This is a genomic window from Pseudoalteromonas sp. J010, assembly GCF_003934235.1.
Taxonomy (GTDB): Bacteria; Pseudomonadota; Gammaproteobacteria; order Enterobacterales; family Alteromonadaceae; genus Pseudoalteromonas; species Pseudoalteromonas peptidolytica.
This window is the reverse complement of sequence record NZ_RDBW01000011.1, coordinates 1-25,903: the sequence shown is the minus strand read 5'-3', so window position 1 is coordinate 25,903 and position 25,903 is coordinate 1. Positions and strand designations below refer to the sequence as shown.

The following is a 25,903-nucleotide window of genomic DNA, read 5'->3' as shown; positions in this document are numbered from 1 at the left end:
GTCAAAGGGCCAATCACATACTAAGTTTAGGGGGAGTAATTATTTAAGGTCAAACCGGTCTGCATTCATCACTTTGGTCCACGCCTCAACAAAGTCACGAACAAACTTCTTTTTACTATCATCTTGTGCGTACACTTCGGCGTAAGCACGCAAGATAGAGTTAGAACCAAAGACGAGATCAACGCGAGTGGCTGTCCATTTTACTGTGCCCGTATCACGTGTTTTGATCTCATAGAGGTTTTCTTCAATAGGCTGCCAGATATATGACATGTCGGTTAAGTTAACAAAAAAGTCATTACTTAAGCTACCAACATTATCGGTGAATACGCCATGGGTTGTTTGCCCATGATTGGTGCCGAGCATACGCATACCACCAATAAGTACGGTCATTTCTTTGGCTGTCAGCCCCATTAGCTGGGCTTTATCGAGCAGCATTTCTTCTGGTTTTACGCTGTAATGTTGTTTTTGCCAATTGCGAAAACCATCATGGACAGGCTCTAATACGTCAAATGACTCGATGTCAGTTTGCTCGTCTGTGGCATCGCCTCGCCCCGCAGCAAAGGGTACCTGAATTGATACACCAGCATTTTTCGCGGCTTGCTCAATAGCTGCGCAGCCTCCTAACACAATCAAATCAGCTATGCTTATGGTCGGCGTAAAGTTACTTTGCACGGTTTCTAATGCTGTGAGGACCTTCGCTAGGCGTTCCGGTTCATTGGCGAGCCAACTCTTTTGCGGGGCGAGGCGGATCCTTGCCCCATTTGCACCACCTCTAAAGTCGGAGTGTCTAAATGTTCTGGCGCTATCCCACGCGGTGGCTACCAATTCTGAAATAGTGACATCGGTAGCTAGAATTTGTTGCTTGAGCGTACTAATTTCATTGTCATTTAGGGTGTAGTTAACGCTAGGGACTGGGTCTTGCCAAAGTAGTTCTTCGTTAGGGACTTCCGGTCCGAGGTAACGGCTTTTAGGGCCAAGGTCACGGTGAGTAAGTTTGAACCAAGCTCTGGCAAAAACATCGTTAAAATAGTCAGGTTCGGCATAAAACTTTTCAGCAATTTTTCGATAAGCAGGGTCCATTTTCAACGCCATATCGGCATCTGTCATCATTGGCATGCAGCGTTTGGATGCGTCTTCAGCGTCAATTGGCTTATCTTCTTCTTTAATGTTGATAGGTTGCCATTGCCACGCGCCCGCTGGACTTTTAGTTTGCTCCCATTCGTAGCTAAATAGCAAGTAAAAGTAACCATTATCCCATTGTGTTGGGTTGGTTGTCCAAGCACCTTCAATGCCACTGGTGACTGTGTTTGCCCCGACCCCTCTTGATGTATGGTTCATCCAACCGAACCCTTGCTCATGCAGATCTGCTCCTTCTGGAGCTGGGCCTAACTCATCAGCATTGCCATTTCCGTGTGCTTTACCCACTGTATGACCGCCTGCGGTAAGTGCGACCGTTTCTTCATCGTTCATTGCCATTCTAGCAAAGGTGACTCGCATATCTTCAGCAGTTTTAAGTGGGTCTGGGTTACCGTCTACTCCTTCAGGGTTCACATAAATAAGTCCCATCATCACCGCAGCAAGTGGGTTCTCAAGCTCTCGCTCTCCATGGTAGCGGCTATCTGGATTAGCCGATGGCGCGAGCCACTCTTTTTCGCTGCCCCAGTAGGTATCCTTTTCTGGATGCCAGATATCTTCTCGACCACCGGCAAAACCGAAGGTTTTGAAACCCATTGATTCATATGCCACGTTGCCTGCTAATATGATTAAGTCCGCCCATGAAATTTGGTTGCCATATTTCTTTTTAATAGGCCAAAGTAAACGTCGTGCTTTGTCTAGATTGCCGTTATCTGGCCAGCTGTTTAGTGGCGCAAAACGTTGATTACCTGTATTTGCACCTCCTCGACCATCGGCTACACGGTAGCTTCCAGCGGCATGCCATGCCATTCTTATCATTAACCCACCGTAATGTCCCCAATCAGCGGGCCACCAAGGCTGTGAGTCAGTCATCAAGCTAGTGAGATCTTGCTTTAATGCTTGATAATCCAAACTATTAAATGCGGTCTTGTAGTTAAACCCGTCATCCATTGGGTCTGTTTTGGTGTCATGTTGATGTAAAATATCTAGATTAAGGCTGTTTGGCCACCACTGGTGTTGGGTTTGTGCAGAGGAAGTGTTTGCGCCATGTGCAAACGGACAAACTGATGGGGTACTTTGTTGCTTACTCATTATAAATCCTTGGTTATTGGTGACGAAGATTAAACACCAATCTTAGCGACAGGGTGTGGGCACTCACTGTTTTAAAATCAAGCAAAACTGTACTAACTGTATGCCCCAAACCTACGGCAAGCGGTATACCAAGTTACTCCTTCCAATTGCGCAAGTATCAAGAGTAATTGGTATTTCTTGGATTGGTATACAGCATAAAGGTAGTTCTGCTTGGATGCTTTTACCAGTATCTAGAGGGATTTGGGTATCTCCATGCTTTTGCAATAATTGCAAAAGCATGGGTGAAGGTGTGTTACCAACAGCAAAGGTCAACAGACCCTAGTTTATCACTTGCTGAGAGTGGGTATGAGGTGTCGTTTGTGTGTTTGTAGCTGTGGTATTTATCCGTGAGATTGTTTTCCAACAAATTAAGGTCATTAATGTTAAAAGTGCGATGACTACAGCAAAATCAAAACGTGTTGTGGGGGGAAGCGCATCAAATTGTGTTATCAATGAGACCAGATTGATTATTGCTGTGATGCAAAATGTAATGCAGCTAAGACCGAGCAATACTTTGCTATATGACAGCACCTGCTTAGCGAATTGACTGCTGAGCAATGCAAATATAAATGCTGAAAACATAGAAAACTTCACGGTTTCCAATTTATCAATATAACTTACTGGGAGTGCTGTAGTAAGTGCAAATCCAACGCTTATGGCTAATAACACGCCAATAAAAGCGCCACTGGTTAAGCGCTTAACAAAAAGCAAACTCCTTGGACTTTGCTTGCGCTGTTTGGCTCGTTTGTCTATCCACATCAGATTCCCACTGACGATTAAATAAGCGGTGGCAAGGCCAAGGCATAAGAAAGCTAAACGCATGCCATAGCCTGCAAAATCACCAAAATGTAGACTTGCTATCGTTGATAGCCCAGCACGAACGGCATTGTCGTAATTGTTTTCTGTGAGGTAAATTTGTGATTGGTCAGCAAGTTTATATTGCACTTCGTTGTAGTTAGAGAAGGCGTCATTGCTCTTTGCACTAATACTAACTACTGCATTTTTATCACCAAAATGGGTGATTTCAACGGAGGTGATTGTCACATCTCCAAAGGTGTTGAGTGCTTTTTCACGCAGCGCATCAATGCCTGTCATCGTAGCTGGTTGCTCGACAGCTTCGACGGTTGGCTCGTTGAACCCAGCCGCTTGCAGCAGTGCTGTTTGGTTGCCTCCATATAGCAACACCGCATAGGAGATCTGATAGATAATCACTAAATTAAATACCAGACCGGTAAATGCGTACATTATATGAAATGGCAACCCCATGGTGCCAATCAAGTTGTGTGCATCAAGCCACTTGTCTTTCTTGCCTTCAGTTCGATATTGAAAAAAGTTTTTAGCAATTTTACGCCAATGGATAACAAGGCCGCTTAAGATAGCAACAAAGAAGCATAAAGTGATCACGCCAACAAAGTACAGACCTATCCGACCAAGCCCTAAATCATAGTGGAGCTGATATAAAAATGTGGCAAACTCAAATGTATCGGCGTCTGCAAGTACGGCTCCAGAGCTTGGYGAGAGAAGTAGGTGGCGATCTTGGTGGTCTTCACCTGTTACTGGGTGTGGCTCATCCAAATGGGTAGCAAAATAAACTTCAATAAATGGGTTATGTTCACTTGGTTCACGCATGAAAAAGCTATGATGCGTATCGATATTATATTGCTGTTGCAAGCTTGAAATAGCTTTATCATAAGAAATAGACTCTTCTGCGGAGGCTGATTTTACTGCCAGTTGAGCTCGCTCCCACCCGTTTATATTGTCTCTAAAGAGGCTAAGAGAACCGGTAATAAATACGATAAACAGTACCGTTGAAATAATCAGTCCTATCCAAGCGTGCGCCTCAGTCAACGATTTTAGCGTTTGATTTTTCATGTTTTATCTCATTAACAGTAGTGCAGAGTTGAGGAGTATCGAAGGGATCAAAATAGTAAATAAACGCTTACTTGCAGCCCCTGCGGTGGTAAAAGCATAGCTCCATGTCATCACGCCAGCCCAAATAGGAAAAGCAAGAATAAGGCCTAGCATAAGCTTAGCGGCTTCAGAAAACGGCAAAAGTAAATTCAAGTTTAAAACTAAAGAGATAGACAGTAGCAGCCCGAGAAAAAATCCAAGTAAAGTTTTAGGCCACATATGCTATGCCTCCCAATAACAATGAAAAAGCACAAACCATTGTGGCGGTCAGATAAAAGCGTCTTTTTGGATAAGCACTAAGCAGAGTGACCGACACTAACGACGACATCAGCACAACGACGACAGCAAGCATTGCTGAAACGATGGGAAATTGTAGCGTTAAAATATAAAAACCAGATAAAATCAGTAGGGCTGCGATAGCATAGCTCGGTGAGCGCTTTAGCGAAGTTGCCAAGTAGCGCTGTTTTGGACTCGCGAAGTAGAGTAAGGTTGTTGCAAACCAAATTGGTATAATTGAGAAAAAGCTCATGATGCTGATAATCATTATTGTTTGCAATTGATTGTAATGATTATGGGTAGGCACTGCAAGAGGGAGAGTGATAATTGTTATTTGCGAGATGCGAGATTAACTATTCGCCCTTTACAAACTCTATAGCTTCATGTTGGTGAGGGGGTAACTCTCATCTACACCATAAGCTCTAGCAGCTTGTTCCAATAGTAGTCAAGAAGGCTTAGTGGTGTATTTGCCGAGTAAAGCCGTGCGGCTAATGACAAGAAAGCACGGCTTTTGATTGTGAATTATACCAATTTGGCTTAATACTTGCTCAATTTGAAGGAGTAAACCTGGCGCTAACCGCGTTAAAATTTCTTATTTAGAACAAGTAAATAGCAAAATTTTTGCCTTGTTATCGACAAGATTTTCTCGTCTCAGAATAGACCACTTAATTAAGAAAATTGGTATTAGCTTTTAGATAAGTGAGAAGCTACCTTGCATGATGGCAAAGTGGCCAGGGAATGAGCAAAAGAACCGATAGTCTTCACCCTTTTTTAAGCGTTCAGTCGAAAAAGTGACCGTAGTTTGTTCGCCACCACCAATGACTTTACTGACCGCATATACGCGATCATCACCTGGTTTAACATAACTATTGCTTGCACCTGCGGTCATGCCGTCTGTGGCGACTGCTTGCACATCTGCTGCCTTACTCAACACCCAATTATGCCCCATGGTTGTTGCTGGTAACTTTCCTGTGTGTTTTAAAGTGAGAGACACTTCTTTACAGCTGCTTGGAGCGCTAAGCGCCTTTGTTGAAAATTGCATCATGTCATTTGCTTCAATAGTCAGTGCGCATTCATTGGCTGAGGCCGCTTTTGATACTGTTCCCGCCGCAAGAGAAATCAAAAGTACAGAAAAAAGGTGTTTCATAATTTAACTCCTAAATAAAAATCATTTTTATTATCAAATGTACGTTATTGTTTGTAAATGGATCAAGATCAAAAAAACTGTTCTATGCTTGATGCTAATACGGAACTTAGCAATGGAATCGATCATGAATAAATATTGGCTTGTACCACTTTTACTCAGTCCACTACTTGCAAATGCTGATACCTCTTCAACCATTACATTGGCTTCGGATTACTTGTTCAATGGGGTAAGTCAAAGTAAAGAAGACGAAGTAATACAGGTCAGTTTAGATTGGCTTGGCGATACTGGGTGGTACGCAGGGGGCTGGGTTTCAAAGGTCGATTTTGGTGATGGCACTGACTTTGAAGGAGATATTTATGGAGGATATAAATTTACACTTGTTGACAACGTAACATTAGATATTGGTGTTTCTCAATATACCTACCATGGCGATGACGTGAGTTCAGAGTACAATTATGCTGAAACTTACGCCAAGCTTGGTTATGGCCATACCAGCTTGGATTTTTGGTATGCGTGGGATTACTTTGGTACCGGTGCAGGGCACGGTATTGTAATGTTAACTCACACTCTAGTACTTGACGATAACTGGTCTATCACACTAGGAGTTGACCATTCTATGAGCTTTGACAGTGATAAGTTTGAATGGGAATCTGAGGATGATGACTACACACATTGGCATTTAACTGGAACATACGCGATAAACAGCTGGAGCATGTCATTAGGATACGAAAGTAATGATATTGACAGCTACGCCGACTCTACATTTTTGCTATCCATTTCAACAGTTATTGATTGGTGATTTAACTTTTGGTTTAAGTTTTATTAACTTTTGTATTGATTTTAGCTGCAAATTGTACTTTTATATAATAGTGCAATTAACGTCACTAGGGAGCTTTTTTATGGTGCCTGACAAGTGACGCGTATTAAGAACAACATATACGCTGTGGAGCTGAAATATGAAGGATTCGATAAAATTAACAGCACTGTCTCTTGCGATTTTCTCCCGTTTTAGTTTTTCTAGCCCTCTAGAATTTGCGGGGGGAGCAGACATGTCAAAATTGATAGATGTACAGCATATCTTACCCAATTTGAATGAGTATTGTAGTGATGTCATCACGCTCAAAGGTGTCGTGACCAGTGTGTGCAAAAAGTTAGGTTGCTGGATGACGTTACAAGTTGCCGACGGTCTTGATGTGAATATTCAGGTGGAACAAGGTGATATGGTTTTCCCTACCGCTGCAATTGGGCGTGAAGCCCATGTTACTGGGCGCTTTACCCGCGTTGAGCAAGCCGCGCAGCCGCAACTAGAGCTACGCGCTGAGCAGAGCGTATTAATGCAGCTGGGATTTGAGCCCACCGCAGTGACTATTTCTTAGCACACCATTGGCTAAACATCGGGCGGGTGTTAATACAGTAGATAGAAGAGTACAAGGCTACCAAGCGTGGTGATATATAAGTTTTTAAACCGATATGCGAGTATCACAGCAAAGGTTGCAGCGATTAGGTAAGGATTATGTACGCTCAGTGCGAGTTGTTCATCTTGAATAAACACAATGGGTACCCAAATTGCGGTGAGTACACACGGAGCGCTAAAGCTTAAAAATCGCTGCAATTTAGGTCCGATAGTAAAGGGCAGTTGCTTTGCGAGAAATAAATATCGTGTCGCGAATGTGACGCAGGCCATTGCTAAAATCGTTGTAATCATGTGCGCTCCTTGTAACTTTGTAGCAAATATCCAACGGTCATGCCTAGTAACGCTGATGCGATTAACCCAAACTCAAAGTGGACTAGCTTAAATATCAGAATACTGATGGCAGAGCAGATACAGGCGCATAAAATAGGCACTGTGGTAATGCTTGGTATAACCAGCGCGATGAATATTGCTGCAATAGCAAAATCTAACCCCAAATTGGTCAAATCTGGTAAGAACTGACCTGCAATAATGCCAATGAGTGTCCAAAGGTTCCAAGCGACATAAAAGCTTCCGCCAGCAACCAGAGCATAAAGCAGCCTGAGTTTCCCCTGATATGCGCGATGGTGGTGAGAAAATGCAAACAGTTCATCGGTTAGAAAAAATGCTATAGAACTTCGCCATTTGAGTGGCTTATCTACCATCTTATTGCGAATAGCAAGACCATACAGCAAGTGTCGAGCACTAATGATAAATGTGGTGATGAGCAAGGTGATCAAAGCGGTATCTTTCGCAATAAGCTCTATTGCCACCAACTGCGCAGAGCCGGCAAAAACGAGTAAAGACATAAGCTGCGCTTCTAATGGCGTAAAACCATTTTGTACGGCCAGAGAGCCACATAATATTCCCCATGGGAGCACTGCTAGGTTGAGCGGTAGCATATCCCAAAAACCCTTGTATACAGCAACTTTCATGGTTAACAGGCCTTACTGTATTGACTGGGCGTGATCCCCATATTTTTTTTAAAATGACGATTAAAGTGGCTTTGATCGTAAAATCCTACAGTCAAAGCTGCATGTGCAACACTTTTACCACAGCGCATAAGTGCTTTTGCGTGATTGAGGCGATGCTGAATTTGAAATGCGTGGGGAGTGAGGCCTGTTTGTGACTTAAATACTCGAATAAAGTAAAAAGGACTCATATCAACAAGGCTGGCAAGTTTATCGAGTGAAACCTCTTCAAACAGATTGTCCAATAAAAACTGCTGGGCGGTGCGGATGCGCGCTTTTACCGATTTTTGTTTCCCTTCAAGCCTCACATTACCTTGCTTTTGGCTCAGATAAGACAGTAAGGCTACCAGCTGAGACTGTTTTGTTAATAAGCCATTTTCAGACTCTAATATATTGAATGTAGCATTCATTAGTTGTACAAGCGTTGGATCATGTACTACGGCATCTTGAAAAAACGGTGCTATGGCGCTGCCACTTCCCAAAAGTTGATTAAAAAGCTCGGGCGTTGGGTACAAAGAGCGATATGAAGAAGGGCCTGCGGAAGCTTTTCGGCAGTCATGTACTTGCTCTGCGTTTATCAAAATAATGCTATGTTGCTGAGCAACGTGCTCTCCACCAGAGCGATAAAATTTCTGCGCCCCACTCTCAACTAAGGCTAGGGTGTAGCCACTGTGACTATGTCTGCCAAAGTCCTCTTTTTTATCAATGTTATGAAGTACTTCTAAGCCACCGAGATCACGGTGAAAACTAAACTTTGCATGTTGCATATTTCTCTCCCCATTGATAAGAAGGGTATCCGCCTTAACGCGATATGTCTTGTACAAAATTGCACAATTGGCTCACCAGACTTGTTTTTTTATAATATTGACCTGACGGCTTTTTATCAGACACCGACTATTTTGCACTATTAATATATCTTCATAAGTACCGTTGAAGATAGTGGTTGGTGCATGTGGCTGTCCTATTGCCTGTTGATGGAGCACAAAGTAACTGTTTGCCTCATACAGATTAGATTTTATATGTTTAATATTGGCACTAGTCATCATGTGCATACTTTTTGTCTTGCTTATGGCTTGCTGTTGCCGCAGTACGATGTCATCTGCACCTGTTAGACTAATCTTGAGTGCGGGTATGGTAAATGTAGCGTTATCAGTGAAAACACTGCGGTAATCAGCCGCTGATTGAGCATCTCGATACGTTATGTATTCTTGTAGTGTCTTTTCACAGTTTTTGAGATGGATATTGTTAGGTTGTGTAGAGGTACATCCAGTCGTGAGTAAAAGTGTGACAAAAAGCGCAGCGAATACTTTCATATTTATTATCCATGTTGAGTGATGATTGTTAATTTCAGGTAATGCTGGTTTCTTGTCAAGCAACACCATTCTTGCCGTTTACGTTAGAAATCGCCGAATTTAACTGTAAACTGCTACTGCACCGTTGACGTTGCAAGGTTTAACGTCAATTTATTATTGACGAATAATTTAACTTGGTTTACTTTTATGAAAGCGCTTACATTTTGCGTGTGTTTTTTTATCTCTTTTTGTAAGCGCTTACATTTTTATTGCGAGTAGGTGAGTCAACTAAACTCAATCGATAGCTACATAATAACATTCGCAGTAATTAACCTTTTGACAACGAAGCTTTATACCACTTTGCTTGATTTCGTGAACTATGTTGAGGTGAGTAGATCTCGTCGATAGCTGAGAAAATTTAGCATACTTGGCTTTGCCAAATACGCAATTTTTAACGCAGTTAGTGTCTGAACTACATCCTCAAGTAGCGCAAGCATTTAAGACAAAATGGTATTACATCGGGGTAACTGATGAAACATGCAGCAAAAAAACTTTCCACGGCATGCTGTGCTATTTCGATAGCGCTGATAGCCGGTTGTGGCGGAAGCGCCGAAACAAAAACAGATGTGAACTCCATAGATACGACACTTGCTGTTGATGATTGGACATTGGTGTGGAGTGATGAATTTGATGGTGACTCCATTGATACAGCCAAATGGACCCATGAAGTAAATTGTAGTGGGGGTGGCAACAACGAAAAACAGTGTTACACCGACAGTGAACAAAACGCGTTTATTGCCGATGGCATGCTGAATATTGTTGCTATACCCGCCTTAGAGGGGGCGATACTACCATACACTTCAGCCAGACTAAACACCAGATACAAAGCTGACTTTAAGTACGGGCGATTCGAAATGCGGGCCAAGTTACCAAGCGGGCAAGGTAGCTGGCCTGCGTTTTGGATGTTGCCAACAGATGAAGTGTACGGAAGTTGGCCAAAGTCTGGCGAAATTGACATTATGGAGGCAGTAAACCTGAAAGTTGCCAACGAAGATGGCACCTTTGAGTCTACTATTCATGGCACCTTGCATTACGGTAGAGATTGGCCCAATAACGTGTATTCAGGCAAAGGTCATACGTTACCCGATGGCTTGAACCCTGCTGATGACTTTCATACTTATGCTATTGAGTGGCAAGAAGGAGAGATCCGGTGGTATGTAGATGGCCACTTGTATGCCACACAACGTCAGTCAGAAGTGCGCTACAACTCAAAGCAAGAAGCAATTGGTTTAAAGCACCGAGGCTGGTTTGCTGAATATTTTGAGCAAGGGACAGGAGAGCTGGTAACGCACTGGGACAGTGCACCATTTGATCAACAATTTCATCTAATTTTAAACCTAGCCGTGGGTGGAGATTGGCCTGAAAATGTGAACAATAAAGGCATTGACGGCAACGCATTCGTTAACGGTCAAGCTTTTGTGGTCGACTATGTTCGCGTATACGAGTGTGCCTCAAACCCACAAACCGGTCGCGGCTGCGAAACGGTGCGTCCAGGTTATGACGATCCAGAGGATGCGTTAGTCGAAGGGAAGGCACCGATCCCTTCAGCCCCCTCTTCTGGCACTGCAAAAAATCTCATCATTTTTGATGATAATTTTAACGCCAATTGGCCTGCGTGGGACTGTTGTGGTGGTTCAACACCGGCATTAGTTACTGATGATAACCGCGGTAACGTTGTCGAGTTTGTTGTTGGTGAAACACCGACTGTGAATGGTTTTACCAGTCGTGCTGAATTTATTACAGATCCAAACGGTAAGGCATCACCGTTTGATGCAACGAGTATGCTAGAGGCGGGTTATATTCGGTTTGATATGCAGGTTCTAGAAATGCCATCAGATCCAAGTACACCTTGGAAAATTAAAGTAGAAAGCCAAGGTGCTGCAAGCGCGGCTGAGCTTGATCTTTTTGCAAGCACCGAAGGGGTTTCGCCTATCGCTGGTGAGTGGCAAACATATACTTTTTCGCTCCAGCAATTGGCAGATGCAGGGCTTGATGTATCTGCCATTGACGTGGTGATGATCTTCCCTGCTTGGGGGGCGGGCAATGGCGCGGTGTATCGTGTTGATAAAGTAGAGGTTGCCCAAGGTTCGAGCCTACCCTCACTCACCTTATTTGAAGAGGGGGTCAATGCTCAATGGCCACTATGGGATTGCTGCGGCGGATCCACGCCTATAGAAGTATCAGATGATGCCGAGCACGGTATTGTTGCAGAGTTCTCCATCGGCGAAGCGCCGACAGTGATGGGTTTTTCCAGTCGAACTGATGTTGGCGGTGGAGGTAAGCCGTTTGACGCGACCGCCATTTTAGATGCAGGCGTGGTTCAATTTGAAATGAAAGTCATGAGTTTACCCAACACAGCTGACACGCCTTGGTTATTAAAAATTGAGTCAGATAATGCTGCGAGTGCCGTTGAGTTACCGTTGACGGACTCGCAAGAAGGCGCTGCCCCGGCCATCGGTCAGTGGCAAACTTATACCTTTTCAATTGCTGCGTTGGCGCAAGCTGGACTAGACCCAAGTGCCATTGATGTTGTGATGGTCTTCCCAGCATGGGGCTCTGGTAATGGTGCGGTATATCGTCTTGATAATGTAAAAATCTTTCACCCCGAAGGTGATTCATCGCCTAGCGGTTTTAGTTTATTCAAAGACACTGCTGCTGAGCTGTGGCAGATCTGGGATTGCTGCGGTGGCTCTACGCCAACCATTGAGACAGACGAAGACGCTTCTCACGGTCAAGTTGCACAGTTTGTAATTGGCAGTACACCCACAGTAATGGGGTTTCTGGCGGATGAGACAGTGTATTTCGATGCCTCAGCGCTAGTAGACTCCGGTGTTGTAAAGTTTGATATGAAAATTACGTCGCCGCCGTTAAACGCACAAGCGCAGTGGTTGTTCAAAATTGAGTCAAATGATGCCAGTGCTGCGGTTGAGTTGTTATTAAGTGAGAGCAATGAAGGGCAGATCCCTGAAGTTGGGCAATGGCAAACCTATACCTTCGCACTTCAGACACTATTTGATGCGGGCTTGGATATCAGCGCCATTGATGTGTTGATGGTGTTTCCGAGCTGGGGTTTGGGCGAAGGTGCAGTTTATCGTCTAGACAATGTTGAAATTGTCAACCAATAAACAAGTAAAGATCATCGAGTTGTTGCACTCGATGATCTAGCAGTAAGAATAGAATCGCAGGTCAGTCATGAACACTAAACAATTCAACAAAAGCAAACTCGCTATTCACTTGTCGTTAGCGATAGCGGCAAATGCCGGTGTGGTCGCCATAGCGCAAGCAGAAGAAGCGCCACAAGCTGCGGATAAAGTAGAAGTTATTGAAGTAAAGGGGATCCGAGGTAGCTTGATCCGCTCAACAGATTTAAAGCGCTCTGCAACGGGTGTGGTGGATGCTATTTCAGCGGAGGAAATGGGGAAGTTTCCTGACACCAATTTAGCAGAATCGCTACAGCGGATCACTGGGGTATCGGTTAGCCGCTCAAACGGTGAAGGGAGTCAGATCACTGTGCGGGGCTTTGGCCCGGACTTTAATCTTGTAACACTAAATGGTCGGCAAATGGCGGGTACGGGTTTTACACGCTCATTCAATTTTGAAAATTTGTCTTCGGAGGGAGTTAGCTCACTTGAAATAATGAAGACTGCTCGGGCAGAAGCCCCGACCGGTGGACTTGGTGCAACGGTGAATATAGTAACGGCCAAACCATTACAAAACCCTGGTGAAAAATACTCTTTTATGGCCAAAGGGATCCACGATTCATCGGTGGAAGAGGGCGATGAGGTCACTCCCGAAATTGCGGGGATATATAGTAATTCATTTGCTGATGATACCGTGGGTGTCAGCGCAAACTTTTCATATCACCGTAGAGATTTTCAACGTCAAGCGGCTGATATTCGTTCCTGGTTGGTGAACCCCACTTTATCTGTAGATGCAGAAAATATTATCGACAACCGTCCTCTTGGCGCTGATGGAGAAGCTGCAAAACAATTTTTTGATCCGACCGTCGGTGAAAATGGTGAATATATCTCTGCTGCTTTCTTTCCTCAGGAAATCAGTTTCTCTAAAGATGATATCAAGCGGGAGCGTCTCAATGCCCAGCTAACGCTACAATATGCGCCTACTGATGATTTAACGTTTACCGTGGATCACACCATTTCTAATGCCATAACAGGTACTAACTCGTTTTCTTGGGGAATTTGGAATGGTTCATTTGGCGGCAACGGTAATGCGTATGAATTAGACGAAAATGGTACCGCTATTTATTATAACTCAGCAGGCGATGATGCCTCTTTTACGGCATTTCGTGAGACCAATGAAGTCGACTCTAAGGCGACCGGTATTAATATTGCGTGGCAAGCAACCGATAACCTCAGTGTATCGCTTGATGCCCACACTTCTAAAACGACAACCGATAATGGCAAAGATGCAGGTTTACATGCCAATGCTCGAGTGATCCTTGGTTCCGCTGCAATATCAAACAAAGAATACTTTTTCCGTGATGGCGATGTACCGGGGTTTAATGTCAACTGGCAAAACGGTACGCAAGAAGTTAATCCCAGTGAAATTGGCTCTAACTTTAGTATCTTCACCAGAACGCCTGGGGAGTCTGAAGTTTCTCAGGTGCAGCTCGATGGTAAATTATTTACCTATACAGATATTGGGCTAGAAACCGTTAAGTTTGGTGCAGCATATACCAAACAAACATTGAGTGGATGGGGAGGCTCAAACAACGCCAATGCACCCGGATTTAACAATGGCACCTTTGCGGAAATTTTCCCTGATGCCATGTTTGAAAGAGTCGATTTAGGCAGCTTTTTGGATGAATTTTCGTTTGGGGGCAATGGTGTAGCACCGGGCTACACTTATATTTTCGACCTTGATGAAGCCTTTGCAAGACAAAGCGCATACCTAACGGAAGAGGTTATCGGAAGCGATGTATATCAGATTGGTACGTTTGATGGTTTCCCAGTAAACAGGGTAGAGGAGGAGACCATTAGCATTTACCTTTCTAGTAGCTGGGTATTTGAGTTAAGTGACTACGACGTCTTTGTGAATCTGGGTCTTCGCTATGAAGAAACAGACATCCTCAGTCCAGCTAAAAGCCGAGTTGCGGAACAAGTCTATTGGGCTGGTGGTTCAGAGTGGTTAACAGAGTTTGCCAGCGGAGGTGAGTTAGTTGAAGTAGACTACGAAGGCGAATATGACTTACTACTGCCGATGATTGATATAAAAGTTGACCTAACGGATGACTTAGTATCAAGAATATCTTGGGGGCAAACAATTACAAGACCAACATTGGATGACATGCTCGGCAATCTGAGCTTAACCCCATCACCAAAGTTAAACTCCAGAAGTGGTAGCCGAGGCAATCCAAATCTCGAACCATTTAAGTCAACAAATTTTGATGTGAGTCTCGAGTATTATTACAGCGAAGCCAGTTACGCTGCCATTGGCTTATTTTGGAAAGATGTCGACAACTGGATAGATAACTCCCAAGTCAAAACCACATTCGATGGTTTGCACGACGTCTACCTAGGCCAGCGTTGGAACGACGCGGTTGCAGCCATTGAAGGACGTGGTGAACAAGCAACCGATGCTGCCATTTATAACGAGATTGTGGCAAATGGAGTGGGTATTGGTGAAAACAACCGAATTTTGCCAGACCCTGCTACCGATCCGCTGATCGAATGGACTATCAACTCTCCAGAGAACGTGGGATCTCGCAAAGTTAACGGTATAGAGTTTGCGATACAACATCTGTTTGGCGAGTCTGGATTTGGTGCAGGCTTAAACGCTACCATGGTTGATGGCGATGTCGAATATGATAACTATATGTTGGCTTCACAAGCGGTGCTTGCAGGGTTAAGTGACTCAGCCAATTTACAGTTATTTTACGAAAAAGATGGGTTATCAGTTAAGCTCACAGGGGCATGGCGAGATAAATACCTTATTGCACAAGGCCTTCCTGATGCAGGTGGCAGCGCGCCACCTCAATATGCACAAGCGTATTTGCAATGGGATGTTAGTGTGAACTATGAAGTAAATGAGAGTACCACCCTCTTTTTTGAAGGGGTGAATTTAACCAATGAAACAGAGCGTTCATTTAGCCGCTTTGAGAGTCAATTTTTAAATGCTGCGCAATATGCCCCAAGATACGCTGTTGGATTTAGATACACCATGGGTGATTAAGCCCGTCCTTAATTAACCTCAACTTTTGGTTACTGATAAAACCCCTGCTAAATTTTTAGCGGGGGTTTTTGTATGCGCTAAACCCAGAAATTAACAGCGATAAAAGAGCACGACGGAGAGTGAACTGGGTAATTGAAGCTTATTTTATGGCTCAAAGGCGTTGAGGGTTAGCGGCAGCTGTTTCTTTTATGACTTAAAATGCAGCCCTTACTTCCCCCCACAATGAAGTGGTCAAAAGTAAGATATCGATAAAAGCTGTCCAATTGTTTTACTAATCATAGATATACTCACATATTATCTGTGGTATAAAAACCTCTAATTGTGGTGTATATTCCGCACTTGGTGGGGTATACGCTATACATTGTACAGCCACAATATGTGACCATAGTGCTTTTGCCCTACAGCATAGAGCACATAATGAATGAAAATTTTGAGAAGAAACTTTCAACTGCTTTTGGTGCAAATTTAAGAGCAGCACGAGCTAAAAGAAACATTAAACAAGAAGAACTTTGCGGTAGAGCAAATATGGATCGTAGCTATTTAAGTAAAGTAGAATCAGGTAATTACAAAATTACTTTGGCAAAAGTTTACGCGTTGGCTGCGGCATTGGAATGCTCACTCGATGAATTACTTCCTGATCTACAAGACGTGAAAAACGCAGACTAGTTTTATTGTTCGGCAAAGGAAATCAAAAGATCAGATGAATACACTTTTCCATAAGGTCCTGGAACCTTTCATTGAATACATACACTCCTATCAACCCATGATAGTTATGCGACTTGAACATAAGAACTTTTACCATAGTTTTGGTTGGTGCATACAAGAAGGAGATGGTGAAGTATGCAGTGCGGTTAAAGATCTCCTAAACAATTATGTAGAGAATTTACCTACAACATTAGTTGATTACCTTTGGTGGCAAACCTCGGACGGAAGATTAGAAGCCAAGTATATACAGAGACTTGCTGAATCAACTTCGTTTGATACAAGTATGATAAACCTGTTTGAAGATGGCTATTTTAAGCAAGAAGTCGTAGTACAAGCGCTTTACGAAGAATTACATAAAAAAGCAGATAAAGATTATTCAGAGTTTGAAAACTCATTAGATTATTAAGAAAAGATGATGACCAATATTCAAATTAACCAAGACGAAATAAACAAAGCTGTTTGGAATGCCTGCGATACCTTTAGAGGCACGGTAGACCCGTCTATTTATAAAGATTTTATCTTAACCATGTTGTTCTTAAAGTACATTTCTGATGTATACCAAGATGAATACGACAAGCTTGTAGAGCAATACGGTGACAACCCTGAACTAATTCACGCAATGATGGCAAAGCAACGCTTTGTATTGCCTACTGGCTCAAGCTTTTGGGATTTATACGAGAAACGTCATGAAGCAGGTAACGGCCAGCGTATTGACCAAGCACTTCACGCCATTGAAGAAGCAAACGGCACTAAGCTAAAAAATGTGTTCCAAGACATTAGCTTTAACACTGATAAGCTAGGTCAAGAAAAGCAAAAGAACGACATTCTCCGTCACCTGTTAGAAGACTTTGGTAAAGACATTCTTAACTTACGCCCAAGTCGTGTTGGCTCACTTGATATCATTGGTAACGCCTACGAATACCTAATCAAGCACTTTGCCGCAGGTAGTGGTAAGTCGGCTGGTGAATTCTATACTCCGCCGGAGGTGTCAGACCTACTAGCAGCTATTTTAGAGCCAAAAGAAGGTGATGAGATCTGCGATCCAGCTTGTGGCTCAGGTTCACTATTAATGAAATGTGGCGCGATGGTGCGTAAGAACTCAGGTTCTAAAAAGTACGCGCTATATGGTCAAGAAGCCATAGGCTCTACCTGGGCACTTGCTAAAATGAATATGTTTCTACATGGCGAAGATAACCACCGTATTGAATGGGGCGACACCATTCGCCACCCTATGCTTTTAGATAAAGAAGGTACTGGTTTACTTCACTTCGATATAGTTACAGCTAACCCTCCATTTTCACTCGATAAATGGGGGTTTGAAGGTGCAGCAAATGACGAGTTTGGTCGTTTCCGCCGTGGTGTGCCACCAAAAACCAAAGGTGACTACGCATTTATCAGTCACATGATAGAAACGCTTAAGCCAGCTTCTCCTGGTAAAGAAGGTGGACGCATGGGAGTAGTAGTGCCACACGGTGTGCTATTCCGCGCATCATCTGAAGGCAAAATCCGTACACAACTGATTGAAGAAAACCTACTTGATGCAGTAATTGGTTTACCAGAAAAGCTGTTCTTCGGCACAGGTATTCCCGCAGCGATCCTTATCTTTAAAAAGCACAAAACCGATAATAATGTGTTGTTTATTGACGCTAGTCGTGAGTTTAAGTCTGGTAAAAACCAAAACCAGTTAACGAAGGATAATATTGAAAAAATTATCGACACCTACAAAGCCCGTGAAACAGTTGATAAATATGCTTATCTAGCAACATTAGATGAGATCAAAGAAAACGACTTTAACCTTAACATTCCTCGTTACGTAGATACCTTTGAAGAAGAAGCTGAGATTGATTTAGTGGCTGTGCGCAATGAGCGTGTTCAACTTCAGAATGAGCTAAAAACACTGGAAGCGGAAATGGAAGGCTACTTAAAGGAGCTGGGTTATGGTGCCTAATGGTTGGCTTAAAACTGATCTCAATCCCTTTATAGATATCAAACATGGCTTTGCCTTTAAGAGTGAATATTTTAGAGAGGAAGGTGAGTATGTTCTTTTAACTCCTGGCAATTTCTATGAAATAGGTGGCTTTCGCGACCAAAAGAGCAAAACTAAGTATTATGTGGGCGATATTCCCAAAGGATACTTACTATCAAAAGGCGAGTTACTAGTTGCTATGACCGAACAAGCTGCTGGGCTTTTGGGTAGTACGTTGTTTGTCCCTAGTCATGATCGCTATTTGCATAATCAACGGCTTGGTCTGATTCAAATAAAAGATAAAAATGACATTTGCCCTGAGTTTCTATACCTAACTTACAACTCCCAATATGTTAGAAAACAAATTGCAGAGCAATCTACAGGAACCAAAGTAAAGCACACATCGCCAGATAAGCTTAAATCAGTGATTTGTTTGCTTCCACCACTCCCTGAACAACGCAAAATCGCAAAAATCCTATCTACTTGGGATAAAGCGATTAGTACCACTGAGCGCCTAATCGACAACAGTAAGCAGCAGAAAAAAGCACTGATGCAGCAACTGCTCACAGGCAAGAAACGTTTGCTTGATGATTCAGGTAAGGCGTTTGAGGGTGAGTGGGAACTAGTTAAGCTAGGTGACGTCTGCACAAAAGTTACAGATGGCGCTCACCATAGTCCAAAAAGTGTTGAAGTTGGTTACCCTATGTTTTCAGTGAAAGATATGAGACCAACAGGATTCGCTGAAAATACAGCTCGACATATCAGCGAGGATGACTTTAAAGCCTTAGAAAAACAAAACTGTAAGCCTGAAATTAATGATATTTTGATAGCGAAAGATGGCTCTATTTTAAAATACTGTTTTGTTATGGAAGAGGAAATTCAAGGCGTGATTTTATCCTCCATTGCTTTATTAAGACCAAAGCTAAACAAAATTTCGCCTCATTTCATTGCTCAGTATTTTTCACAAGAATCAGTTAGGTTCTTTGTTGGGAAGGCTCTTACTTCGGGTTCAGGCGTCCCCCGTATAATTCTTAAAGATTTTAAGGGTATTCACCTTAGAATTCCTAGTCTTTTGGAGCAGCAAAAAATCACAACCGTACTAACTAACGCAGATGAAGAAATCGAATTATTAGAAAACCAACTAGCCGATTTAAAACAAGAGAAAAAAGCATTAATGCAGCAGTTGTTAACTGGCAAACGACGGGTTTCATTGTAATGATAAAACTTATAAGCTTGTTATCAGGCACAGATTTTTAAAAGAAGAGTATCAATGAAATTAAAGCACTTATATTTAGAAAACTTTAGAGGTTATAAGAAGTTTAATTGTGATTTTGAAGCTAACATCAATGTGCTTGTTGGACTGAACGGTGCAGGTAAAACATCTATTTTAGATTCTATATCAATTGCTTATGGGCAATATTTTAGCGCTTTAGGCACAGGAGTGGATAGAGGAATTAATGAGCATGAGATCCATTTAAAAATGACTCAGATAGATGATGTGTCCCAAATGAATCATCAATTTCCGGTTATTGTTAGTTGCGAAACCTTTGACGATAATAATTTACGTTTTCCTCAAAAGTGGCAACGCAAACGAACAACCCTCAAGGGAAGAACGACTCAAGTGAAAGAGTTAAAAGAGTATGCTCACACAGTACAACAGCACGTCCAACAAAATAAGATATCTGACCTACCAATGTTTGGCTACTACGGTACTGGTAGATTGTGGAAGCAAAAGTCACTTTCTTCTAAAAAAGTACAGTCCCTAGTTGATTCTAGTCGATTAGAAGGATACAGAGATTGTATGGATCCTGAGTCTAGTTATTCTGCATTTGCAAAATGGCTAAAAGATGAAACGTTAGTAGAAATAGAAAGAAAACTCGCAGCATTTGAACAAAGCGGCTTTTCAGCTGACTCTGTATTAGAAAAATCGACAAGAGGACTATTATTATTGGCTTTGACTGAAGCTGTTAACAAGGTTCTTGCACCTTCAGGTTGGTCTAATGTTCGATATAGTGCAACCCAAAAAGACATTGTTGCCACTCATCAATCACATGGCGTGATTTCGGTCTCCAATCTTAGCGATGGTGTTAGAAATATGATTGGTGTTGTATGTGACATTGCCTATAGGTGTATTAGATTAAATCCTCATTTGAAAGAGTATGCCGTTAAAGCTACTAATGGTATTGTTTTAATCGATGAAGTTGATATGCATTTACATCCACAATGGCAACAAACAGTGGTAGAAAGTCTCGCAAATGCTTTTCCCAATATTCAATTTATTTTAACAAGCCACAGCCCTCAAGTCATTGGTAGCGTGAAACCTGAATGTATCAGTATTATAAAACAAAGCGAAAGTGGTGATTTTTATGGTGAGAAACCCTCGCAAGCTTTCGGTTTATCTAGTAACGACATACTAAATGAACTTATGGTTGATAAATACCACACAGCCACTCAATTATCACGAAATCAGTCGGTTAGCGAAAAGCTAGAGTCTATTTATGAACTAATTGCTCAGTCAGAATTTGAGCAGGCAACGAGCGAAATAGAATTATTGCAAAAAGAACTAAATGGAGAAATTCCTGAGCTTGTCAAAGCAAAGTTATCTGTTGAGTTAGCTGAGTGGGATGATTAACGGTGCGCCAAATAACCAAAAATGTTCAACCTAATAGCCTAACAACATATAAAAATGATGTTGACGCAGCATATGGAAACCTTCCCCAGATGGTTAGAGATGACCTTAAACAGTCATTATTAAATGAACAGGGCTATGTTTGTGCTTATTGCATGAGTCGAATTAAAGAAAATGCTATGCGAATTGAGCATTGGGCCTGCCAAGATGACAATGATGAACTAGCGCTTGAATACTCTAATTTACTAGCTTGCTGTACTGGAAATGAAGGCAAAGATAAAACTACTTACACGTGTGATAAGAAAAAAGCAAATGATCCCTTAAAGTTTTCACCAGCAAATCCTTATCACAATATAAACTCCCGCATTTTTTATCATGAAGGTGGGGTTGTAAAGTCTAATGATAAAACTTTTGATCAAGAGTTAAATAATATTCTTAACCTCAACGAAACTAGGCTCAGGCAAAACCGTGTTTTTGCACTAGAGGCAGTTCAAGAGTTGTTAAATGCAAAACGTGGTACTAGAAGCAAGTCTCAAATTCAATCACTACTGGACAATGTTATGGCAGTCAACCAAAAGAACCAGCACAAGCCTTACTTTGGTTTTTTAGCAGATTATCTGCAAAAGAAGCTGTAAATTATTTACGTTTAAGGAAAGTTAGTGTCATCAATTGTTCCCAATTTCAAAGAAGAATTCAGTTCAAAAATCCCAGCGCTTACCCTACTAAGCAAGCTTGGTTACTCGTTCATCCCACCTACTGGTTGTGAAGAAGTTAGGGGTAATTCGGTAGTAGAAAAATCGACAAGCCAAGTGATGCTATTGCCTGTTATGCGCGAGTTTCTGAGCAAACAAACATTCCCGTTTGCAGGCAGCGAACATAAACTTTCGGGTGCTGCCATTGATAAAATTATACATGACCTCAGCCCTGCAATGAACGAGGGGTTGAAAGCCGCAAATGAAAAGCTTTACAACGCCATGATGTATGGCGTTGGGGTTACTGAGTTTATTAATGGCAAGAAAGCATCGCCAACTATTCAGCTTATCGACTGGCAAACAACTTCAAATAACTTTTTCCATTTTACTGAAGAAATGGTGGTGCAAAACAGTGAAGGCACAGGTAACCGTATTCCCGATATTGTTTGCTTTGTTAATGGCTTGCCTTGGGTAGTGATTGAGGCGAAGCGGCCTGATTCTTCAACTGAAGGCAAATCAACATTAAGCGGAGCGGTCTCGCAACATATCCGTAACCAAGGCCAAAAAGAAATCCCACACCTTTTTGCCTACAGCCAATTACTGTTTGCTGTGAATGGGCATGAGGGCTTGTACGCCACCTGCGGCACGCCTGAAAAGTTTTGGGCGAAATGGAAGGAAGAGGAAATCATTGAAGCCGAGTTTATTCAGTTAAAAAATGCAGGCTTAAGCACCGAGCAATTGGATGCTATTTTCAACCACCGACCTGCCGCAGCCAAAGACGAGTATTTAACTTTATTGGCAGGAGGCGACCTCGCTGTAACTGATCAAGACAGACTAATTATTAGTTTACTAAGACCAGACCGCCTTCTTGAGATGGCACGTTTATACACTTTGTTTGACCAAAAAGCAGGCAAGATCGTGGCGCGTTATCAGCAGGTATTTGGTATTAAAGCATTGATAAAGCGCATTACCAGCTTTGATGACTCTTCATCGGCTAACGGCTCTGGCGAACGTCCAGGTGCTCGTAATGGCGGTGTAATTTGGCACACCACAGGAAGTGGTAAATCGTTTACTATGGTGTTCTTGTCAAAGGCACTAATTTGGTTGCGAGAGCTTTCACAATGTCGTGTGATTATTGTCACAGACCGAGTTGACCTTGAAGATCAGTTAAGCCGCACTTTTGCCTCAGGTGGTGTACTCACCGAGCGCGATAAAAAAGGTGCAATGGCAACATCAGGCAAGCGCTTAGCGGAACAAATTGGTAAAGGTAATGAGCGAGTTATTTTCTCAATTATAAATAAGTTTGGTTCAGCGATTAAATATGATGAATGCTATAACGATAGCCCGAATATTTTGGTGTTGGTTGATGAAGGCCACCGAAGCCAAAACGGTGAAAACAACATTCGAATGCTGCAAACCCTACCAAAGGCAGCGTTTATTGCTTTCACTGGTACGCCGCTACTTAAAGACGACAAAACTGAAAACAAATTTGGCTCGATTATTCACTCTTATACCATGCAGCAAGCGGTTGAAGATAAAACGGTAACACCGCTGCTTTATGAAGAGCGTATTGCTGATCTTAATGTGAATGACAAAGCGATTGATGCTTGGTTTGACCGTATTACTGAAAAGCTCACGGAAAAACAAAAAACGGATTTAAAGAAGAAGTTTTCTCAGAAAGGTCAAATCTATCAAACAGAAGGCCGAATCGAGCTAATTGCACATGATATTTCTGATCATTTTCAAAACTTTAAGCAGCAAGGCTTAAAAGGCCAGCTTGCATGTGGCTCTAAAGCTACTGCAATTCGTTACAAAGAGCTTTTAGATAAAATAGGTAAAGTTACATCAGTTGTTGCAATGTCTCCTCCTGATACGCGTGAGGGACACGAGGCTGTTGATCAAGAAAGTAAAGATATTGTTCAAAACTGGTGGAAGAACAATGTTGCCGAAACTTATGGGCAAGACGAAAAAGAATACACAAAAGCAATAATCAAAGACTATGGCCGAGATGACGGCCCCGACATCATGATTGTTGTAGATAAACTCCTTACTGGGTTTGATGAGCCTAAAAATACCGTGCTGTATATCGATAAGCCTTTAAAAGAGCACAACTTGATTCAGGCTATTGCTCGCGTAAACCGCTTACACAGTAAAAAGCAATTTGGCTACTTAATTGATTATCGTGGCATTTTGAAAGAGCTTGATATGACGATTGAGAAGTATCAAGAACTTGCTGAGCGTAATCAAAATGGCTTTGATGTTGACGATCTTAAAGGTTTGTATAACCGAATGGATACCGAATATAAAAAGCTACCAGGTTTGTACAACGATCTATGGGCTATTTTTGACGGTGTTGCTAACAAAAAAGATCATGCCGCATTACGTCAAGCACTTGCACCTAAGATCGAGGATGTTCAAGGTCAGCTTTTAGATAAAAACCTTAAAAAACGTGACGAGTTTTATGCTGCGTTAACAGCCTTCTCTAATTGTATGAAAGTAGCTTTACAGTCGGCGACTTTCTTCGACGATAAAAGTTTTGATAACAAACGCGACCACTACAAAGAAACACTGAAAATGTTTGTTAACTTACGTAAGCAGGTGCGTGAAGACGCTAACGAAACCGTAGACTATGACGAATATGCTGAAGATGTGCGTCAGTTGTTAGACAAACATATTGCAGGCATTGAAGTAAAAGAACCTGATGGTGCATACCTCGTTGGCAATTTAGGCAAAGATGTAAAACCTGAAGAGTTAACTGACGACGAAGCTCGAAACCAAACCGATAAGATCACAGGCCGTATCACTAAAATGATCGAGCAAGACTTGGCTGATGATCCGTATGCACAAGAATATTTCTCAAACTTACTCAAAAAAGCGATAGATGAAACCAAGGCCATGTTCGATGCGCCTGTGAAGCAATACATGCTATTTGCCGACTTTGAACAAGAGGTTAAAGAGCGTAAGGTTGAGGGTATGCCTAGTGAGTTTACTGATACTGACGGAAAGCTAAACAAACATGCGCAGGCTTATTTCGGGTTGTTTAAACTACTATTCGAAAAAGGCGCTCACACAGGCAGTGATATTGATGAAGATACACTTGTGAAATATGCCTTCGACATTGACGAAGTAGTTAAAACCGCAGTGGCAGAATTTTCAATTAACCCAAGTGAAATTGAAAACGCTATCAGCGTAAAACTACTACCTATGCTATTCGCGGACTTCGGTATTGAGAATGCTCAAAAGCTTATTGAAGAGGTGCTGAAGATCACGCGATTAGGACTGTCTCGTCAATAATAATGAAGCTGTTGTTTTAAATGAGTGAAATTAAAAAAACTACGCAAGAACAAGGCGTATTTATGTACGGTGATGAGGTTATTAACTATGACATCATTCGCCGTACCTTTGAAAAAAATGATGCCAAGCCAAAGGCACGAAAAGTCATCATAAAAGTGCACCCTGACCAACGTGTAGTTGCAACTGTACCGCATGACGCAACACCAGATTCAATTCGAGAGGCTATGCTAAAGCGTGCTCGATGGATCTGGGAAAGCATTTGTGAGTTTTCAGCTCAACATGAGTATGTAATGCCACGTAAATACGTTAGCGGTGAAACCCAGTTTTACCTTGGCAGACGCTATGTTTTAAAGGTGATTGTTGACGCTGAACAAGTACCCAGTGTGAAGCTTCAACGGGGGAAATTAACTGTTACTCTCAAAAAAGATTGTGATGAACGGGTGGTTAAAATTAAAACACTTTTAGATAAGTGGTACACCCATAGAGCCAACGCTATTTTTCATGAAAGATTACAAGCAATGTTGCCCAAAGCCTCATGGGTAGACGGGCTACCTTCATTTCGTATCATGGCGATGACTAAACAATGGGGAAGCTGCTCAACCAAGGGTAACTTGATGCTCAACCCTCACTTAGTTAAAGCTCCAAAAGAGTGCATAGATTACGTGATTCTGCATGAGCTTTGCCACATCGCTGAGCACAACCACAGCGACAGATTTTGGCGCTTATTAACGCAAGTGATGCCAAACTGGAAAGAAGTTAAGGCGAAGTTGGATGATATGGCAGAGTTGTATTTGAATGATTGATATAAACTAAAGTTAATTTTTACCAAATATCGGACTGAGCTATAAAAACCTACTCAATTTCCGCGTTGGTGCTTGTGCTTACAATCCGGCTCACGCTGTTATTCCTTACTACACAGTTAAAACAGTTTAGGACAGCTGTGAAGGCAATTGCTTTAAGTAATACCAATTTGACTTAATACTTGCTCAATTTGAAGGAGTAAATCTGACGCTAACAGCGTTAAAAATTTCTTATTTAGAACAACTAAATAGC

21 protein-coding genes are annotated in these 25,903 nt (G+C 42.2%); 12 read left to right on the top strand and 9 right to left on the bottom strand.

Annotation, left to right across the window (positions count from 1 at the left end):
• Positions 1-39: 39 nt before the first annotated feature.
• The 5 genes from katG to azu form a co-directional block, all read right to left on the bottom strand.
• The gene (katG, locus tag EAG18_RS07035) at positions 40-2,226 is read right to left on the bottom strand and encodes a catalase/peroxidase HPI (protein ID WP_125251671.1); all 2,187 of its coding nucleotides are present in this window, start codon (positions 2,224-2,226) and stop codon (positions 40-42) included.
• A 318-nt stretch (positions 2,227-2,544) separates the two neighbouring features.
• Positions 2,545-4,137, bottom strand: a complete 1,593-nt coding sequence (locus EAG18_RS07030; RefSeq protein WP_125251670.1) for a PepSY-associated TM helix domain-containing protein — start codon at positions 4,135-4,137, stop codon at positions 2,545-2,547.
• 3 nt (positions 4,138-4,140) lie between these two features.
• Positions 4,141-4,395 carry a hypothetical protein gene (locus EAG18_RS07025; protein ID WP_125251669.1) on the bottom strand — a complete coding sequence of 85 codons (255 nt, stop codon included), beginning with the start codon at positions 4,393-4,395 and terminating at the stop codon, positions 4,141-4,143.
• Positions 4,385-4,720, bottom strand: coding sequence for a hypothetical protein (locus EAG18_RS07020; RefSeq protein WP_125251668.1), 336 nt, complete (start codon positions 4,718-4,720; stop codon positions 4,385-4,387). The genes EAG18_RS07025 and EAG18_RS07020 overlap by 11 nt, the downstream gene beginning before the upstream one ends.
• A gap of 423 nt (positions 4,721-5,143) precedes the next feature.
• Entirely contained in the window at positions 5,144-5,599 is a 456-nt protein-coding gene (gene azu / locus EAG18_RS07015; RefSeq protein WP_125251667.1) for an azurin, read from the bottom strand.
• Positions 5,600-5,723: 124 nt separating this feature from the next.
• On the opposite strand from azu, the gene EAG18_RS07010 reads away from it, so the two are divergent.
• Together EAG18_RS07010 and EAG18_RS07005 are read left to right on the top strand one after the other, a co-directional pair.
• Positions 5,724-6,398 carry a TorF family putative porin gene (locus EAG18_RS07010; RefSeq protein ID WP_125251666.1) on the top strand — a complete coding sequence of 225 codons (675 nt, stop codon included), beginning with the start codon at positions 5,724-5,726 and terminating at the stop codon, positions 6,396-6,398.
• Positions 6,399-6,555: 157 nt separating this feature from the next.
• Entirely contained in the window at positions 6,556-6,975 is a 420-nt protein-coding gene (locus EAG18_RS07005) for a DUF4920 domain-containing protein (protein WP_125251665.1), read from the top strand.
• Between the two features lie 29 nt (positions 6,976-7,004).
• On the opposite strand, the gene EAG18_RS07000 is transcribed toward EAG18_RS07005, so the two are convergent.
• The 4 genes from EAG18_RS07000 to EAG18_RS06985 all read right to left on the bottom strand — a co-directional run bounded on the left by EAG18_RS07000 (position 7,005) and on the right by EAG18_RS06985 (position 9,333).
• Positions 7,005-7,304 carry an AzlD domain-containing protein gene (locus EAG18_RS07000; protein ID WP_125251664.1) on the bottom strand — a complete coding sequence of 100 codons (300 nt, stop codon included), beginning with the start codon at positions 7,302-7,304 and terminating at the stop codon, positions 7,005-7,007.
• The gene (locus EAG18_RS06995; RefSeq protein ID WP_125251663.1) at positions 7,301-7,984 is read right to left on the bottom strand and encodes an AzlC family ABC transporter permease; all 684 of its coding nucleotides are present in this window, start codon (positions 7,982-7,984) and stop codon (positions 7,301-7,303) included. The genes EAG18_RS07000 and EAG18_RS06995 overlap by 4 nt, the downstream gene beginning before the upstream one ends.
• A 2-nt stretch (positions 7,985-7,986) precedes the next feature.
• Positions 7,987-8,787, bottom strand: coding sequence for an AraC family transcriptional regulator (locus EAG18_RS06990; RefSeq protein WP_125251662.1), 801 nt, complete (start codon positions 8,785-8,787; stop codon positions 7,987-7,989).
• A gap of 72 nt (positions 8,788-8,859) precedes the next feature.
• Positions 8,860-9,333 carry a nuclear transport factor 2 family protein gene (locus tag EAG18_RS06985; RefSeq protein WP_125251661.1) on the bottom strand — a complete coding sequence of 158 codons (474 nt, stop codon included), beginning with the start codon at positions 9,331-9,333 and terminating at the stop codon, positions 8,860-8,862.
• A 509-nt stretch (positions 9,334-9,842) separates the two neighbouring features.
• Here EAG18_RS06985 and EAG18_RS06980 point away from each other — a divergent pair.
• The 10 genes from EAG18_RS06980 to EAG18_RS06935 all read left to right on the top strand — a co-directional run bounded on the left by EAG18_RS06980 (position 9,843) and on the right by EAG18_RS06935 (position 25,653).
• Positions 9,843-12,497, top strand: coding sequence for a glycoside hydrolase family 16 protein (locus EAG18_RS06980; RefSeq protein WP_125251660.1), 2,655 nt, complete (start codon positions 9,843-9,845; stop codon positions 12,495-12,497).
• A gap of 67 nt (positions 12,498-12,564) precedes the next feature.
• Positions 12,565-15,564: a TonB-dependent receptor gene (locus EAG18_RS06975; RefSeq protein WP_125251659.1), complete on the top strand. Its 3,000-nt coding sequence runs from the start codon at positions 12,565-12,567 to the stop codon at positions 15,562-15,564.
• 417 nt (positions 15,565-15,981) lie between these two features.
• Positions 15,982-16,230, top strand: coding sequence for a helix-turn-helix transcriptional regulator (locus EAG18_RS06970; protein WP_125251658.1), 249 nt, complete (start codon positions 15,982-15,984; stop codon positions 16,228-16,230).
• Between the two features lie 34 nt (positions 16,231-16,264).
• On the top strand, positions 16,265-16,675 hold the full coding sequence (locus EAG18_RS06965; protein ID WP_148098521.1) for a hypothetical protein: 411 nt from the start codon (positions 16,265-16,267) through the stop codon (positions 16,673-16,675).
• A gap of 9 nt (positions 16,676-16,684) precedes the next feature.
• On the top strand, positions 16,685-18,217 hold the full coding sequence (locus EAG18_RS06960; RefSeq protein ID WP_125251857.1) for a type I restriction-modification system subunit M: 1,533 nt from the start codon (positions 16,685-16,687) through the stop codon (positions 18,215-18,217).
• A complete protein-coding gene (locus EAG18_RS06955; protein WP_125251656.1) occupies positions 18,207-19,451 on the top strand; it encodes a restriction endonuclease subunit S in 1,245 nt (414 codons plus the stop codon). The genes EAG18_RS06960 and EAG18_RS06955 overlap by 11 nt, the downstream gene beginning before the upstream one ends.
• Before the next feature lie 54 nt (positions 19,452-19,505).
• Entirely contained in the window at positions 19,506-20,867 is a 1,362-nt protein-coding gene (locus EAG18_RS06950) for an AAA family ATPase (protein WP_125251655.1), read from the top strand.
• A 2-nt stretch (positions 20,868-20,869) separates the two neighbouring features.
• Positions 20,870-21,499: a retron system putative HNH endonuclease gene (locus EAG18_RS06945; RefSeq protein ID WP_125251654.1), complete on the top strand. Its 630-nt coding sequence runs from the start codon at positions 20,870-20,872 to the stop codon at positions 21,497-21,499.
• Between the two features lie 24 nt (positions 21,500-21,523).
• Positions 21,524-24,850 carry an HsdR family type I site-specific deoxyribonuclease gene (locus tag EAG18_RS06940; protein ID WP_125251653.1) on the top strand — a complete coding sequence of 1,109 codons (3,327 nt, stop codon included), beginning with the start codon at positions 21,524-21,526 and terminating at the stop codon, positions 24,848-24,850.
• 20 nt (positions 24,851-24,870) lie between these two features.
• Positions 24,871-25,653: a SprT family zinc-dependent metalloprotease gene (locus EAG18_RS06935; RefSeq protein ID WP_125251652.1), complete on the top strand. Its 783-nt coding sequence runs from the start codon at positions 24,871-24,873 to the stop codon at positions 25,651-25,653.
• The last annotated feature ends 250 nt before the right edge of the window (positions 25,654-25,903 follow it).